The organism is Paenibacillus cucumis (ex Kampfer et al. 2016), from assembly GCF_019748695.1.
Lineage (GTDB): Bacteria > Bacillota > Bacilli > Paenibacillales > Paenibacillaceae > Paenibacillus > Paenibacillus polysaccharolyticus.
Genome location: NZ_JACLIC010000045.1, coordinates 84,428 through 99,140 on the forward strand (window position 1 = coordinate 84,428; position 14,713 = coordinate 99,140).

A 14,713-nucleotide genomic window follows, 5' to 3' on the forward strand; every position below is an offset into this window, starting at 1 on the left:
CGGAGCTAAAAGCTTTCTGCAAGAAAGCTGCATCGGAAGCATAGGCTTCGCCTTTATCCCCGGATTTTCTCCTTTATAAAAGGGAGTTCAAAAAAATCCGGGGATAACAGCGATCGAAAGGTTGTTCTGTCATCGGAGTGCCCAGTGTAACCATTTCACGTTGAACTTATATTAACCGAGAGGAGCGAACGCAAGATATGCTGTTGGAGATGGAGCAAATTACGAAGAAATACGGTAGCTTCACGGCGAACAAGGATATCCATTTTGATCTGCGCGAGGGGGAGATTCATGCTCTCGTCGGGGAGAATGGAGCAGGGAAAACGACGCTAATGCGTATGCTGTACGGGATGGAGCAACCGACAACAGGCACGATTAAAGTCCGTGGGCGCGAGGTAAGCTTTGCAACACCATCTCAGGCTATGGCGAGCGGGATTGGCATGGTGCACCAGCATTTCATGCTGTTTCCATCCTTTACGGTAGCGGAGAATATTGTCATTGGACGTGAACCTGCGGCGGCAGGGGTATTTGATCGAAAAAAAGCGGCAGCTCAGGTGGATGAATTGGGTAGACAATACGGCATGCCGGTCGACCCGTGGAAAAGAGTTGGCGAATGTCCCCTGGGTATGCAACAACGTGTAGAAATTCTTAAAGTGCTGCATCAGGGAGCAGACATCATTATATTGGATGAACCTTCGGCGGTGCTTACTCCGCTTGAAGTGAAAGAACTGCTGGCGAATATGAAATCGCTCGCGAAGCTGGGCAAAACCTTTGTCATCATCACACACAAGCTGCAAGAGGTTATGGATGTTGCGGATCGAATCACCGTACTTCGAGATGGACAAGTCACAGGTACATTAGAAGCGAAGGATACCGATGTAGAGGAGTTGTCACGTCTGATGGTCGGGCGTGAACTGGTGCGAATGGACAAACCCGCATCTGTTCCGGGTGAAGCTGTGCTTCAGGTCGAAGCCGTCCAACTCTCGGGAGCCAAAGACCGCTCTGCACTTAATAATATTCATATGAAGGTTCGCAAAGGTGAAGTGGTCGGGATAGCGGGCATCTCCGGTAACGGTCAATCCGAATTGATTCAGGTGATTGCCGGGTTGCGGAAGCCCGATGGAGGCCGAGTGCTTCTATCCGGACAGGACACGACCAATTGGCCGGTACGCCGGATTCGTGAGCATGGTCTCGCCCATATTCCGGAAGACCGCTATATGTGGGGGGCAGCGAAGGACGCCAGCGTGAAGGAGAACGGACTGATGGGGCACCATCATCGTCTGCAAAAGCGGGGCATGATCAAGGCCAGAGCAGCCAAAGCAATGGTGGAAAGCTGGATCAAACAGTTTAGCATCAAGACAGGCTCGGCGGAAACAAAAGCCCAATTTCTATCGGGCGGTAACTTGCAGAAGCTGATTGCTGCACGTGAATTTGCGCAGGATACACCGTTTCTGATTGCAGCAGAGCCTACACGTGGGGTAGATATCGGTGCAATGGAGACTATTCACGCGGAATTGTTGCGCAAGCGGAATGAGGGAGCAGGTATCCTGTTGATCTCATCCGAGTTGTCAGAGATTTTGCAATTATCGGATCGCATTATCGTGATGTATGAAGGCGAGATTGCCGGAGAACTTCCGGCAGCGGAAGCGACAGAAGAACAGATCAGCTTGCTGATGGCAGGAGGGAAAGAGCGGGTATGAATCGGGTAAAAGAAACACTTCGCGGACTTGTGCAGCCGCTACTTGCCGTATTGATTGGCTTGCTCGCCGGTGCGATCGCCATTCTGGTCGTTGGCGGCAATGTCATAGATACGTATGCCGAGATGTGGAAGGGTGCCTTCGGTAACTTCTACTTCTTCACCAATACATTGGCACGTGCCACGCCGATTATTTTGGCGGGTCTGGGTGTTGCACTGGCATTCCGCGCCGGATTTTTCAATATGGGTGCGGAAGGCCAGATGATTCTGGGCGGACTCAGTGCGGCGCTCACGGCGCTTTATCTGCCAGGGCCGGGCTGGTTCGTATGTATTGCTGCCATCTTGGCGGGAATTATCGCCGGCGGTGTGTGGTCCCTTTTTGCAGGGTGGCTGGATGCACGCTTTGGCATGAACCTTTTGATTACCACACTACTGCTTAACTATATTGCGACGTATTTTGGTGGATATATGGTTTCGTATCCATTCAAAGATAAGACAGGATCAGCAGCGATGGCGCAGACACCAATGATTGATCAGAGTGTCTGGCTGCCGAAGCTATTTCAGGGTATGGGACTGCACGCGGGTTTCATTATAGCGATTATAGCGGCGATGGTGATCTACTGGTTTACGCATAAAACGGTGACGGGTTATGAAATTCGTATGCTGGGTAGCAATCCGTCTTTTGCGGCTTATGGCGGTGTTCGCCGGATTCGTATGATGATGCTGTCCATGGTCATTAGTGGTGGACTTGCAGGTCTTGCGGGTGCTGGCGAAGTGCTAGGTACGCAGTATCGTTTCCTGGATGGCTCGTTATCCTCGGCAAGTTATGCGTGGAGCGGCATCATGGCTACATTGCTGGCGCGCTCGCACCCACTGGGTACAGCTGTAGCGGCTATTCTGCTCGCGGCATTACAGACAGGGGCGATGGGCATGGAGCGGAATACGGATGTCCCTCTGGAAGTTGGTAGCGTAATTCAGGCTGTCTTGACACTGTTTGTCTCGGCACAGATCGGTTATTCCTTCCTGAAGCGGAGAAAGGAGAAAAAGTCCAATGCAACAACTGTTTGATGCAGCCATGTTTGGCTCAACCTTGCGGATTATGACGCCGATTCTGCTCGCAGCACTTGGCGGGGCTTTATGTTCGCGCGTCGGTCTGTTTAACGTGGGTTTGGAAGGACTGGTGCTGATCGGGGCATTCTCCGCGATTGTGGGCAATTACTTGTTCGGCAATGTACTCTTGGCAGTACTGTTTTCGATTATTATCGTGATGCTGTTCTCGGCGCTTTTTGCATTTATAAGTATTAATCTCAAGGCTAACGCCATCGTCGTCGGTATATCGTTGAACTTTCTGGCGGCGGGACTCACGACCTTTGCCCTGCGGGCGATCTTCGACGTAAAAGGTGCATACTATGATAAAAATATGGTGGGCCTCCCGAAATTGGACATTCCGCTGATTAAGGATATTCCTTGGGTGGGCACGGTGTTATCTGGTCATAGCCCACTCGTATATCTAGGCATTATTATTGTTATTGCTTTACAGTTCTATCTATTTAAAAGTGTATCCGGCTTCCGTCTGCGTTCCGTGGGCGAGAATCCGATTGCAGCACAGAGCATTGGCATCAAGGTACGCGGCATTCAGTATGGTGCTGTACTGATGTGTGGTGTATTGTGTGCACTGGCTGGAGCGCAGCTGTCCCTTGGTCAGGTGACGATGTTCACCGAAGGCATGACCGCAGGTCGCGGCTTCATCGCTTTGGTTGCTACGATGCTGGGACAAGCCAACCCGCTTGGGGTGATGGGGTCTAGTATACTCTTTGGATTCATGGAAGCACTCAGTATTCGTCTGCAAGGCTTCTCTCTGCCAACCCATTTCACCATGATGTTGCCGTATATTGTAACACTGGTGGCGATGTTCTTTTTCAAAGACCGGACGTATGCGCAGGATGCATTGAAAGCAGGCGGAAGCTCACGTTAATTGTAGCAAAGGAGGAATCAGGGACGTGCATAACAAAGCTGAGCGTTTGAAAAAAACCAAAACACCGTCACCGAAAGCTGGCGCCGATTACGGAGATCGGTTGCCGCCAGGTCAGGTGCTGACGGAGAAATTCCCGATTTTGCATGAAGGGGAAGTGCCGGAGTATGACCTTTCCACTTGGGATTTGAAGGTTTTTGGTGAAGTCGAAGAAGAGAAGGTGTTCTCTCTGGCTGAGCTTCAAGCGATGCCGCAGGTGAACATGGTAAGTGATATTCACTGCGTTACCCGCTGGTCAAAATTTGATACACCGTGGGAGGGTATCCGCTTCTCGGAATTCATGAAGCTGCTGGGGGTTAAACCAGAAGCGAAGTACGTCATGATTCATGCGGACCATGATTATGAGACCAATGTGCCACTCGAAGAACTGATGCATGATGATGTATTGCTTGCGTTCAAATATAACGGCGAGCCACTCACACCGAAGCATGGATTCCCACTGCGACTGGTTGTGCCACAGCTGTATTTCTGGAAGAGTGCAAAGTGGGTGCGTGGGCTGGAGTTTATGACAGAGGATCGCAACGGCTTCTGGGAAAGCAATGGTTTCCACCATTTTGCCGATCCGTTCAAGGAACAGCGTTTCTCGGGTGAGGATCTGCCGATTCCTGAGGATGAGTGGACGAAGAAGGAGTTTGATTAAGATGTTGATGCCGATTTTGCAGATTCATTCGGAAGATATGCCAGCGTATGCTGTCGTGTGCGGTGATCCGGCTCGTGCGGAGAAAATTTCCCGAAAGTTGGAGAATGCCAGAGAGCTCGCGTTCAGCCGCGAATATCGCACATTTGTAGGTGAGTATGAAGGCATTCAGATGGCCGTGGTTAGTCATGGGGTAGGTTCACCGGGTGCAGCTGTGTGCTTCGAGGAATTGATTCGCGCAGGAGTGAAAACCCTGATTCGTGTAGGCACAGCAGGCTCATATACAGCCGATTATCCAGCAGGTAGCGTTATTGTCAGCACTGCGGCTGTACGCTCCGATGGGCTGACACGTCAGCTAGTACCAGATGGCTTCCCGGCGGTGGCGGATATTGATGTGACCAGCGCATTGGTTGCTGCTGCACGTGAGACAGGCAGTGGTAAAGGTGAGGCTGTGAGTGGTAAGGCAGGAACAGAAGCTGGAGCAGCATCATTCACAGGTGTGGGGGCTACCAAAGTTGGCGTGGGAATCACAGTAACACTGGATGCATTCTTTACAGGGGTAGAGGAGATTTCACACCGTAAATACAAGCAGGCTGGAGCACTTGCCGCCGAGATGGAGATCGCTGCACTCTATATCGTAAGCACCTTGCGTGGTGCACGGGCTGGAGCCATTGTAGCGATTGACGGCTTCGCAGACAGTGATCTTGCTGCCGAGTATGATCCGCATACCGATGCGGTCGCTAAGGCTGTGGAGCACGAGATCAATGCAGCGCTACGCGCACTTGCTACACTTGCTCGCCAAGATCAGGCGACAAGATAGCTTAAACATAATGTGAACGTCCACTGAGAGTGGACATTTTGTCAGACGTCCTTCTACGGTCATGAATATGGCCGGAGGGCGTCTTTTTTACATCGAGAAAAGTTATCCTATCATCGGAGTGTAGTGTGTAAGAACTTTTGTTCAGCTGATGTAGCTCAGAATGATTTTGAAATCATTGGGTAATTATATACAGGAACAGAATCCAACATGAGATTGCAAAAGGAGGATTTACACGATGACACAGAACAATCAACCTCAGGATGAAGCAAAACTTCGCAATAAACTGGATGAAGATGGCGACTCCTTGATGGAGAAAAAGAAGATCTTGAATGGCGTGGACATTGAGCCACAGGCGGATGATTGGGCAGCTAAACCATCACCGGTTGCTTATAACGAAGAAATCAATACAACCTCCAAAAAATAGTATTAATCGACAGAGCAGGTACCTTAGGGTATCTGCTTTTTCGTCCTAGTATAATATTATAAATACATAATAAGGAAAGGTGGAGGGAACAAATATGAAGAATACCATACAGATCCGAAATGCACAGCTTGCTGACTATCCTGGTGTATCTACGTTGTTGGATCAATTACACGAGTTACATGTACAGGCAAGACCGGACATTTACAAACCTTTGCACCCCAGGCTTGGAGAAAAGGAGTATACCGATTGGCTTGCGAAGGATGATCGTTACCTCTATGTAGCGGAACAAGTAGAGGCTGGTAAAATTGTCGGCTTCAGTAGCGCACAGCTGAGCATCATTCAGGACCATTCGCTTTTTGCGGATCGCAGGATGTTATACCTCCACGAACTCGTGGTGGATTCAAGTCACCAAGGACATGGAACAGGCAAACGATTAATGCAGACCATGTTGGATCTGGGAAGAGAGCTTCAGGCAGACCACTTAGAATTAACGGTTTCTACATTCAACTCGCATGCACAGGCTTTTTATGAACAGATGGGGCTAAGGGTGCGTAGCAGCAGAATGGAGTTTCCATTTTAAGTGTAATTCGAGTAGTGGAATAAGTATGAGCATGAAGACTACATACACAAAATGTTCGATAATAAAATAAAATAAGTCCTTGAATACCCCGTGGGGGTATGTTAATCTGAATGAAGAACGAAAGAAAAGGGGTGTTATGATGGAACATCAAAGCCATCCCGAAGAGCCGGTATACACTGCGGAACATCAGTCCGAGCAACAAGCGGATTCATGCCACGCCGTGAACCTCGATAAAGACGGCAAGCCCATTCGTAAAAGCCATCATTCGCAGGAGATGAAGGGCAACCTGATCTCTCGTTTGAACCGGGTCGAGGGTCAGATTCGCGGCATCAAAGGGCTGATTGATAAGGACACATACTGTGATGATGTGTTAACCCAGATCGCTGCAGCACAGTCTGCGCTCAATTCGGTAGGCAAGCTTTTGCTGGAAGGGCATATGAAGAGCTGTATTGTGGAACGTATTCAGGCCGGCGAACACGAAGTCGTGGATGAATTACTGGTTACCGTTAGAAAACTGATGAAGTAATGTGCAGATGCTAAACTATATATTTTGAACTAATCATTTACACAGAAACGGAGTGCCCATGTAAATATTCTTTAGTTCAATTTATATAGTAGATACGAACATACTCAATCGAGGAGGAATGGAACATGTCTAATGTTACGTTGAATGTCAAAGGGATGTCTTGTAATCACTGTGTAAAGTCCGTTGAAGAAGCGGTGAAAAATGCGGGTGCAAATGGTCAGGTGGATCTGGCAGCCGGAACAGTAGCTGTAGAATATAATGAGCAGGCGGTTACCGTAGATCAGATCAAAGCCGCAATTGAAGATCAAGGATACGACGTCGTTTAATTGATTCGAGAGAAGTTCATTAACGAAAGATGGCAGTACAGGCTTAGACTTCTTGATTCTCAGTTGAACTTGATTATACAAGGGAGGGTTTAAGCCTGATTTTCCGTCCTGAATATACCCCTATGGGGTATACAAATCGTTCGAAAGGAGCTGACATGATGACAACGGGCGCATCTGAAAATATAGAACCTGTACCAACTCCTGTACCTGTGGAGAATTCAGGTCTCAAGACAACCCTACACATTACGGGAATGACCTGTGCAGCATGTTCTACACGTGTGGAGAAGGGGTTGTCCCGCATGGAAGGCGTACATGAAGCTAATGTGAACCTTGCCATTGAACAGGCAACCATCTCGTATGATCCCAAAACGACCAGTGTGAACGCATTACGGGACAAAGTCGCGGCACTTGGCTACGGTACGGTGACAGAATCCGTCGATCTGGATATTACGGGAATGACCTGCGCAGCCTGTTCTGCACGTATTGAGAAAGGGCTGTCGCGGTTGCCGGGTGTCACCCAAGCTAACGTTAATCTGGCGCTGGAGACAGGGCATATTGAATATGCAGCGGGTACCCTCAAACCGTCCGATATTACAGCCAAAATCAAACAGCTAGGCTATGGCGCTGCATTGCAATTAACACAGGAGGAATCGACCTCTGTTCGGGAACGGGAGCTACAGCGTAAGAAATGGAAATGGATGATCTCCGCACTCTTGTCCATTCCGTTATTGTGGGCAATGGTTGCCCATTTCTCCTTTACATCGGGCATTTATGTACCTGAGCTGTTTTTGAACCCATGGTTCCAGCTGTTACTGGCGACACCCGTGCAATTTGTGATTGGATGGCAGTTCTATGTAGGTGCATATAAAGCGCTTCGCAATGGTAGTGCTAACATGGACGTGCTTGTGGCACTCGGAACAAGCGCCGCCTTTTTTTATAGCCTGTATCTGACGCTCACGAGCGGGTACTTACCTGATGCCAGTATGGGTCAGAGTATGGATCATGGTGCAATGGGAACGGGTATAGGAACTGCTGCAGGATCTACCGCTATGCCGATGGTGGAGTTGTATTATGAGACAAGTGCGATTTTGATTACGTTGATTTTACTTGGAAAATGGTTCGAGGCTGTGGCGAAAGGGCGCTCTTCACAGGCGATTAAAAGCTTGATCGAACTCGCTCCTCGTGAAGCACGTGTTATCCGTGACGGACAGGAAGTTTTGATTCCGGCTTCCTATGTAGCCGTTGGTGATCTGGTTCTGGTAAAACCTGGAGACAGCATTCCGGTGGACGGTATCGTAGAAGAGGGTCAATCCTCTGTCGATGAATCCATGCTGAGTGGAGAGAGTCTACCTGTCGATAAAAAGCCTGGCGATCCCGTCACGGGTGCAACGCTGAACAAAAACGGTGTTCTTCGTATTCAGGCGACCCGAGTTGGCTCAGATACGGCTCTATCGCAAATTATTAAAGTGGTCGAACAGGCACAGGGATCAAAAGCACCTATTCAGCGGATTGCCGATGTGATCTCAGGAATATTTGTGCCTATTGTGGTGGGGATTGCCGTACTGACCTTTTTGATCTGGTATCTGTTTGCAAGTCCGGGGGACTTCGCCGGATCGTTGGAAAAAGCGATAGCTGTGCTCGTTATCGCCTGTCCATGTGCGCTCGGGCTGGCGACACCGACCTCTGTCATGGCTGGTTCAGGTCGTGCGGCGGAATATGGCATTCTGTTTAAAGGCGGTGAACATCTGGAGTCAGCCCAGCAGATTCAGACGGTTGTGCTCGACAAAACAGGGACCGTTACCCAAGGCAAGCCTATATTAACTGATGTTATTGCTGCACCCGGCTGGACGGAATCAGAGTTGCTTAAACGTGTTGGAGCGGCAGAGCAAAGCTCGGAGCACCCGTTAGCCGAGGCGATTGTGAACGGTATTCGGGAGAAAGGTCTGCTTTTGGAATCGGCCGCATCGTTTGAGAACATCCCTGGTTATGGTGTCCGTGCAAAGGTATCTGCTGAAGAGATTCTCGTGGGAACACGCCGCTTGCTGGCAGATGCGAACGTAGAGGTACCGGAGGAAGGCATACAGCAGATGAGCGCTTTGGAGGAACAGGGCCGTACGGCTATGCTGGTTGCTTCTCAAGGCCAGTGGGCGGGCATCATTGCGGTGGCGGATACGATCAAGGATACTTCTCGGGAGGCCATTGGACGGCTTCAATCTATGGGAATCGATGTCATTATGATTACGGGAGACAATGAACGAACAGCTCGTGCGGTAGCAGAGCAAGCGGGCATCCAGAACGTTTTGGCAGAAGTTCTCCCGGAAGGCAAGGCGGCGGAAGTGAAAAAATTGCAAGAGAGTGGCCGAAAGGTTGCCATGGTTGGAGATGGCATCAACGATGCCCCCGCACTGGCTACAGCCGATATCGGAATGGCGATTGGAACCGGAACCGACGTAGCGATGGAAGCCGCAGATATTACGTTGATGCGTGGTGACTTAAACAGCATTGCAGATGCCATCGAGATGAGCCGCCGCACGATGGGCAATATCAAGCAGAATCTATTTTGGGCACTTGGCTACAATGTGATTGGCATACCGATCGCGGCCGCGGGATTTCTGGCTCCGTGGCTGGCAGGGGCTGCAATGGCATTCAGCTCGGTGTCGGTTGTGCTGAACGCCCTGCGGTTGCAGCGGATGAAGCTTGCTCGAACGAAGTCATAAGATAAGAGATTAACACATGGGTAAGAAGAGCTATGTAACAGATCAACGAATGATTCTTTAAAATACGCGGCTCGCTTCACGGCGAACTGCGTATTTTTTTACGCAAAAGCGGTCATAAGCCAACCAAGATTGACATTCATGAAAATAAACCCAGCTTCATTCATGAAAATGCGGGCCGAATTTTCTGAATATTACGAAAGTATATTGACAATATAGACATATACCTTTAAAATTTAAACGATCGTTTAATTCAAACGGATGTTTAAATCAAATTTAAATTATTTTTTTAAAAATGGAGGAACTAAATTATATGCTGCAAGCTCTACGTGCATTGTTTAAAAAACCACCAGTGATCATAGGCATTGTTACTGCACTGATGTTTCAGGTTATCTTTAGTGTGATCTGGATGACCGCATATTCCGGTGTGAACGATCGGACGAAAGAATTAACTGTAGCTATTGTGAATGAGGATGGTGAACTCTCCAAAGGGATTGCGGATCGATTGGCAGAAACATTGCCTTTCCATACCGTGGCTAACCTGAGTGCCTCTGAAGCACTGGATCAATTGAACCATCATCAAGTGCACATGGTGCTGGACATTCCGGCAGGATTTAATCAATCCCTTCAAACGGCTGGCGCTACAGCCGAGATCAAATATACGATCAATGAAGCCAATCCGGTAACGATTAAAAGTATGATGCAAGGTGTGTCACAGAGCGTGACCAACACCATTAACAAACAAGCTTCCGCGCAAGGTGTGCAAACTGTACTTACCGCTTCGGGGGCTTCTGCCGATCAAGCTGCTCAGGCCGCTACGAACCTGACCAACCGGGTGGAAGGCAAGACGACATCGATTAATCCGGTGAACGGCATGAACAATCAGATGGTACCGATGATGATGGTGCTTGCCTCTTATGTAGGCGCCATGATTATGGGCATGAATCTTCAAGTGGCTATGGGCATGTTGTCTTCAATGTATTCTCGCATGACATTGTTCGGTGCCCGAGTCGTCATTAATGTAGGTTCTGCATTGGTCGTTTCTTTGCTTGGTTCTTCTCTGATCGTGGCATTGGGAGGACAGATTGCACAAGGGTTTGTAGCCTTCTGGTTGTTCCAAGCACTGTTCCTGTGTACGTTCATGTTTTTCTCCCAGTTCTTCCTGATTTGCTTTGGACCGGCAGGAAGTGTGTTTAACATTATCTCGCTATCCCTGCAACTGGTGTCATCCGGTGCGATGGTGCCGCGTGAATTGTTGAACAGCTTCTATAGCGGCATCGGTCACTACTTGCCTGCAACCTATGCGGTTCAGGGTATTCTAAGCGTGCAACTGGGTGGCCCGGGCGTGCAGTCTGCCGCAGGTTCCATCGTTGTTGTACTGCTGATTGCTGTTGCGCTGTCGCTTGTTGTGACGCTACTCAAAAAAGGACGCAGACCAGCTGGCGTACCAAGCCCGGCTCCAGCAAACAGCTAATATACGCAGGCATTATGAAGCTGCCTCATTTCTACCAAGCACCCCGGTGATTTTCATCGGGGTGCTTGGTGTAATATAATAGATGAGATGAAGTGAGGGCTACAGTCTGCGTAAAATACTGTAGCGACTGACATGAACGGATAAGAGGAGAGAAATAAATGACGGAACCGGAATTGGATATCAAAACGAGGATATTGCTTGCAGCTAAAAAACTTTTTGCATTACAAGGGTATGACGGGACGAGTGTTCGTCAAATCTGTGATGAGGCGGGGGCGAATGTGTCGCTGGTGTCTTATCATTTTGGCGGTAAAGAGAAAGTGTTCGATGCACTATTTGAGCATTTTTTCCCCGAACATATTCTGAGTAAGTTAGCTGCAGAATCGATGTCCCCTGTAGAAGGTATCCGCCGAATTGTTGGTGAAGTCGTGAGGTTTACGATGACGGATCGCGAGATGAGTGACATTGTACAGTTGGAGATTACCCTGCGTACTCATCGGACTGCAACGGTGTTTCAATATCTGGATCCGGTCTGGAATAAAGTAAGAGAGTATCTACAGCAAGGTAAAGATGAGGGACTGTTCAAGATTGAATCTTCATCCTATGCCATGCTTCAGGTTATGGGCGTAGCACTTGCGCATAAGCGGGCCAAGCACTCGCGTTTTGGTTTTGATTATCAGGATATGAATACAGAGGAACTTGCCGAAGAGACGGTAGAGTTCGTACTTCGAGGATTAGGAGTGAACAGCCATGAATGAAACGATTGAACTGATGATGAGACATCGCTCTGTACGTAAATTCAAACCAGACCCGGTCAGTGAGGAGCAACTCGCAGCTATTGTTGCGGCGGGACAGATGGCATCCTCTTCAAGCAATGTACAGGCTTACTCGGTGATCGCTGTGACAGATCAAGAGCAGAAAGCCAAACTGGCTGAGCTTGCCGGGGGCCAGGCTTATGTCAATGAATGTCCGGTCTTTCTCGTATGGTGTGCTGACCTATATCGATTGAAGGATGCAGCGGCGCGTCATCTTCCGGAGAAGGAGTCTTATGCGGACTCCACCGAAAACTTTATGGTAGCTACGATTGATGCTGCCCTTGCTTCTCAGAATGCTGCTCTTGCAGCCGAATCGCTCGGTTTCGGCATTGTATATATCGGCGGAATCCGCACTCGTATTGAAGAAGTAGCTACATTGCTCCAATTACCGGATGGCGTTTATCCAGTATACGGGATGTGTATCGGGGTTGCGGATCAGGAAACCGGTATCCGGCCACGTCTTCCAGTGAAGGCGGTATTACATCATAATCACTACCAGCCTGCTCAGACCCTGGAAGGTGTTCAGGAGTATGATGTGACCACGACGGAATACTTGAAAGAACGTACCCACGGTGAACGCGCAACCCCGTGGTCTGAACTCATGGCGAAGCGTCTTACCGAGCCTGCTCGTATGCAGGTGAGAGCATTCCTTGAACGCAGAGGGTTCTTGAAGCGGTAATGAAATAGATAGATTAATAGTAAATTCAAAATTAGTTTCAAAAGCCAGTAGGACAGAATTGAACAGCTACTCCAAGGTTAGTTGGATATGCCAACGTATGCTTAGTGGAGAGCCGCTCAACAAGAATCCGACTGGCTTTTTCGTGCTTATGCCCTCGTTCAGTGTTGCTTTATTGCTGCGTTCTCTTATTCTGGCAGGCGATAAAAACGCTTGGTGTTCCGGTAAAAAAGACGTGTGGCTCGCTCGATTCCCATACCTGTAACCTCACTCCAGGCCTGAATCACCTGACGTGTCATAGCCGGGTGTGTCATCTTGTCTTGAAACGGCCCTTCAAAAGGCCAAGGCCCATCGGTCTCGGCCATCACTTGCTCTGCTGGATATTGCCTTGCGAGTTCGCGGATCTCCGTGTCGTATAGAATATCGGGTGTAAAGGAGATATAATACCCGTTGTTTGCCATACGCCGAATGGTCTGTTTTGATCCTTTGAACCAGTGAAAGTGGGCGCGTGTAAATTGATGTTTCTCCAGCAGTTCGCAGGCTATATCGGCATCCTCATACACGGCATGCAGGATGATGGGTTTATGGTGTTTTTTGGCGAGTATGATGAACTGCTCCAGCAGATCAATATATCCGTTTTGGTCAAAGCTAAGGCCTGCTCGCTGTGCTTCTTCACGGTTGTAATAGGGCAAGCCTACCTCACCGATGGCAATAGCATGTCCAATGTTTTCTTCAATCCAAAGAAAGAACTTTTCTTGCTCGTTGAGGGAGGGAAGTTGCTGTTCGGGATGATAGCCAAACGCCGGGTAGATGTAACGCGGATGCTGTTTAGCAAGTTCCAGATTGGCCTGAGCAGAAGCCAGATTCATGGAAACCGCAATGACGGCTTCGACCTGATGCGATGGTAAGCTTAGCAACATCTTCTCCTGTTCCTCGGGAGTGTATTTATCAAAATGAATGTGGGCATCGATTAATGGTGCAAACGTTGGAGAATGCATGGGGGAGTGCCTCCTTATATCGTAGGTATATATATATATAACGCCGATTTCATGGTGTCGGATCACCCATATTAGGAAAAATATAACTAAAAACCCGCGCTATCAAGATAGGCGGGCTTTCTGCTGTTCTTCTTTCATCCACTGGGCAATCTGCCGTTTGCGTTCGAGAAAGGCAGGCTCTTCTGTTATTTCATCTCGTCTTGGACGGTCAAAAGGAACATGTACCTCGTGTAGCACAGCCGCCGGTCGATTGGATAATACATAGACCCGATCCGCCAGTAGTAGTGCTTCCTCGATATTATGGGTGATGAATAGCACCGAGCGACGATTCTGTTCCCAGATATCTAGCAACCAGCGTTGCATGTCGCTCCGCGTCAGAGCATCGAGCGCGCTAAATGGCTCATCAAGCAGCATCAGTTCCTGCGGGCTGAGCAGTGCACGAAGGAAAGCAACACGCTGTTGCATTCCGCCTGACAGTTGATGAGGATATGCCCGCTCGAAGCCTGCAAGGCCAACGCTGCCCAGCCACTGTCTTGCCTCTGCGAGCGCTTCGGCACGCGGAGCAACGGGAGCAGTGAACGTTGTAGCAGAAGCGATCTCACCTGCCAGCAACACATTGTCTTCAATGGTTCGCCATGGGAAAAGGGCAGGTTGCTGCGGCATATAGCTGATATGTCCGCGTTGTCCCGTAACCTGCTTGCCATTCATGAGCACTTCGCCGTCCTGTGGCTTGAGCAGGCCGCCGATGATGTGGAACAGGGTACTTTTCCCGCATCCGGAAGGGCCAACGATGGCGACAAACTCCCCTTTTTGTACCGTAAGGGACAAGCCATTCAACACAGACAGTTTCCGCCGCCGTTCCTTGAAGGACACATGCAAGTTAACAATGTCTAGCGCGGGAGGAACCGAAATGGAACCCGGACCATTCGTTTTATCCTTCGGGTATCTTTTCATAGGGAATCACTTCCTAAGTACATAATACGTTAACCTCTGCTATGCAA

At 49.1% G+C, this 14,713-nt stretch carries 15 protein-coding genes; 13 read left to right on the plus strand and 2 right to left on the minus strand.

Features of this window, described 5'->3' with window-relative positions; all coding sequences use genetic code 11:
- The first annotated feature begins 197 nt into the window (after positions 1 to 197).
- The 13 genes from H7T88_RS24785 to nfsA all read left to right on the plus strand — a co-directional run bounded on the left by H7T88_RS24785 (position 198) and on the right by nfsA (position 12,717).
- Positions 198 to 1,697 (plus strand): ABC transporter ATP-binding protein, encoded by a 1,500-nt coding sequence (locus H7T88_RS24785; protein WP_221790924.1) that lies wholly within the window; start codon positions 198 to 200, stop codon positions 1,695 to 1,697.
- Complete coding sequence (locus tag H7T88_RS24790; protein WP_090918814.1) at positions 1,694 to 2,761, plus strand: ABC transporter permease; 1,068 nt, start codon at positions 1,694 to 1,696, stop codon at positions 2,759 to 2,761. Before H7T88_RS24785 ends, H7T88_RS24790 begins: the two co-directional genes overlap by 4 nt.
- Complete coding sequence (locus tag H7T88_RS24795) at positions 2,745 to 3,668, plus strand: ABC transporter permease (protein ID WP_221790926.1); 924 nt, start codon at positions 2,745 to 2,747, stop codon at positions 3,666 to 3,668. The genes H7T88_RS24790 and H7T88_RS24795 overlap by 17 nt, the downstream gene beginning before the upstream one ends.
- Before the next feature lie 25 nt (positions 3,669 to 3,693).
- A complete protein-coding gene (locus H7T88_RS24800; protein WP_154891446.1) occupies positions 3,694 to 4,365 on the plus strand; it encodes a sulfite oxidase-like oxidoreductase in 672 nt (223 codons plus the stop codon).
- A 1-nt stretch (position 4,366) separates the two neighbouring features.
- Positions 4,367 to 5,182 (plus strand): nucleoside phosphorylase, encoded by an 816-nt coding sequence (locus tag H7T88_RS24805; protein WP_221790928.1) that lies wholly within the window; start codon positions 4,367 to 4,369, stop codon positions 5,180 to 5,182.
- A gap of 235 nt (positions 5,183 to 5,417) precedes the next feature.
- A complete protein-coding gene (locus H7T88_RS24810; protein WP_090918807.1) occupies positions 5,418 to 5,606 on the plus strand; it encodes a hypothetical protein in 189 nt (62 codons plus the stop codon).
- Between the two features lie 94 nt (positions 5,607 to 5,700).
- Positions 5,701 to 6,186 carry a GNAT family N-acetyltransferase gene (locus H7T88_RS24815; RefSeq protein ID WP_221790930.1) on the plus strand — a complete coding sequence of 162 codons (486 nt, stop codon included), beginning with the start codon at positions 5,701 to 5,703 and terminating at the stop codon, positions 6,184 to 6,186.
- Positions 6,187 to 6,325: 139 nt separating this feature from the next.
- Positions 6,326 to 6,712 carry a metal-sensitive transcriptional regulator gene (locus H7T88_RS24820; RefSeq protein ID WP_154891479.1) on the plus strand — a complete coding sequence of 129 codons (387 nt, stop codon included), beginning with the start codon at positions 6,326 to 6,328 and terminating at the stop codon, positions 6,710 to 6,712.
- Between the two features lie 125 nt (positions 6,713 to 6,837).
- Positions 6,838 to 7,038, plus strand: a complete 201-nt coding sequence (locus H7T88_RS24825; protein WP_090918799.1) for a copper ion binding protein — start codon at positions 6,838 to 6,840, stop codon at positions 7,036 to 7,038.
- Between the two features lie 158 nt (positions 7,039 to 7,196).
- Positions 7,197 to 9,755, plus strand: coding sequence for a heavy metal translocating P-type ATPase (locus H7T88_RS24830; RefSeq protein WP_423246158.1), 2,559 nt, complete (start codon positions 7,197 to 7,199; stop codon positions 9,753 to 9,755).
- A gap of 292 nt (positions 9,756 to 10,047) precedes the next feature.
- On the plus strand, positions 10,048 to 11,226 hold the full coding sequence (locus H7T88_RS24835) for a YhgE/Pip domain-containing protein (RefSeq protein ID WP_260511125.1): 1,179 nt from the start codon (positions 10,048 to 10,050) through the stop codon (positions 11,224 to 11,226).
- A gap of 158 nt (positions 11,227 to 11,384) precedes the next feature.
- Positions 11,385 to 11,981 carry a TetR family transcriptional regulator gene (locus tag H7T88_RS24840; protein WP_145334097.1) on the plus strand — a complete coding sequence of 199 codons (597 nt, stop codon included), beginning with the start codon at positions 11,385 to 11,387 and terminating at the stop codon, positions 11,979 to 11,981.
- Entirely contained in the window at positions 11,974 to 12,717 is a 744-nt protein-coding gene (gene nfsA, locus H7T88_RS24845) for an oxygen-insensitive NADPH nitroreductase (protein WP_221790932.1), read from the plus strand. The genes H7T88_RS24840 and nfsA overlap by 8 nt, the downstream gene beginning before the upstream one ends.
- Before the next feature lie 185 nt (positions 12,718 to 12,902).
- On the opposite strand, the gene H7T88_RS24850 is transcribed toward nfsA, so the two are convergent.
- Positions 12,903 to 13,712, minus strand: a complete 810-nt coding sequence (locus H7T88_RS24850; RefSeq protein ID WP_221790934.1) for a TatD family hydrolase — start codon at positions 13,710 to 13,712, stop codon at positions 12,903 to 12,905.
- 102 nt (positions 13,713 to 13,814) lie between these two features.
- The gene (locus H7T88_RS24855; protein ID WP_221790936.1) at positions 13,815 to 14,666 is read right to left on the minus strand and encodes an ABC transporter ATP-binding protein; all 852 of its coding nucleotides are present in this window, start codon (positions 14,664 to 14,666) and stop codon (positions 13,815 to 13,817) included.
- Positions 14,667 to 14,713 lie beyond the last annotated feature (47 nt).

Excerpts from the sequence above, each read along its gene's own strand:
- H7T88_RS24805 (WP_221790928.1), top strand. The coding sequence starts at position 4,367 with ATGTTGATGCCGATTTTGCAGATTCATTCGGAAGATATGCCAGCGTAT.
- H7T88_RS24795 (WP_221790926.1), top strand. The coding sequence starts at position 2,745 with ATGCAACAACTGTTTGATGCAGCCATGTTTGGCTCAACCTTGCGGATT.
- H7T88_RS24820 (WP_154891479.1), top strand. The coding sequence starts at position 6,326 with ATGGAACATCAAAGCCATCCCGAAGAGCCGGTATACACTGCGGAACAT.
- H7T88_RS24835 (WP_260511125.1), top strand. The coding sequence starts at position 10,048 with ATGGAGGAACTAAATTATATGCTGCAAGCTCTACGTGCATTGTTTAAA.
- H7T88_RS24790 (WP_090918814.1), top strand. The coding sequence starts at position 1,694 with ATGAATCGGGTAAAAGAAACACTTCGCGGACTTGTGCAGCCGCTACTT.
- H7T88_RS24840 (WP_145334097.1), top strand. The coding sequence starts at position 11,385 with ATGACGGAACCGGAATTGGATATCAAAACGAGGATATTGCTTGCAGCT.
- H7T88_RS24850 (WP_221790934.1), bottom strand. The coding sequence starts at position 13,712 with ATGCATTCTCCAACGTTTGCACCATTAATCGATGCCCACATTCATTTT.
- H7T88_RS24825 (WP_090918799.1), top strand. The coding sequence starts at position 6,838 with ATGTCTAATGTTACGTTGAATGTCAAAGGGATGTCTTGTAATCACTGT.
- H7T88_RS24830 (WP_423246158.1), top strand. The coding sequence starts at position 7,197 with ATGACAACGGGCGCATCTGAAAATATAGAACCTGTACCAACTCCTGTA.
- H7T88_RS24855 (WP_221790936.1), bottom strand. The coding sequence starts at position 14,666 with ATGAAAAGATACCCGAAGGATAAAACGAATGGTCCGGGTTCCATTTCG.
- H7T88_RS24785 (WP_221790924.1), top strand. The coding sequence starts at position 198 with ATGCTGTTGGAGATGGAGCAAATTACGAAGAAATACGGTAGCTTCACG.
- H7T88_RS24810 (WP_090918807.1), top strand. The coding sequence starts at position 5,418 with ATGACACAGAACAATCAACCTCAGGATGAAGCAAAACTTCGCAATAAA.
- nfsA (WP_221790932.1), top strand. The coding sequence starts at position 11,974 with ATGAATGAAACGATTGAACTGATGATGAGACATCGCTCTGTACGTAAA.
- H7T88_RS24815 (WP_221790930.1), top strand. The coding sequence starts at position 5,701 with ATGAAGAATACCATACAGATCCGAAATGCACAGCTTGCTGACTATCCT.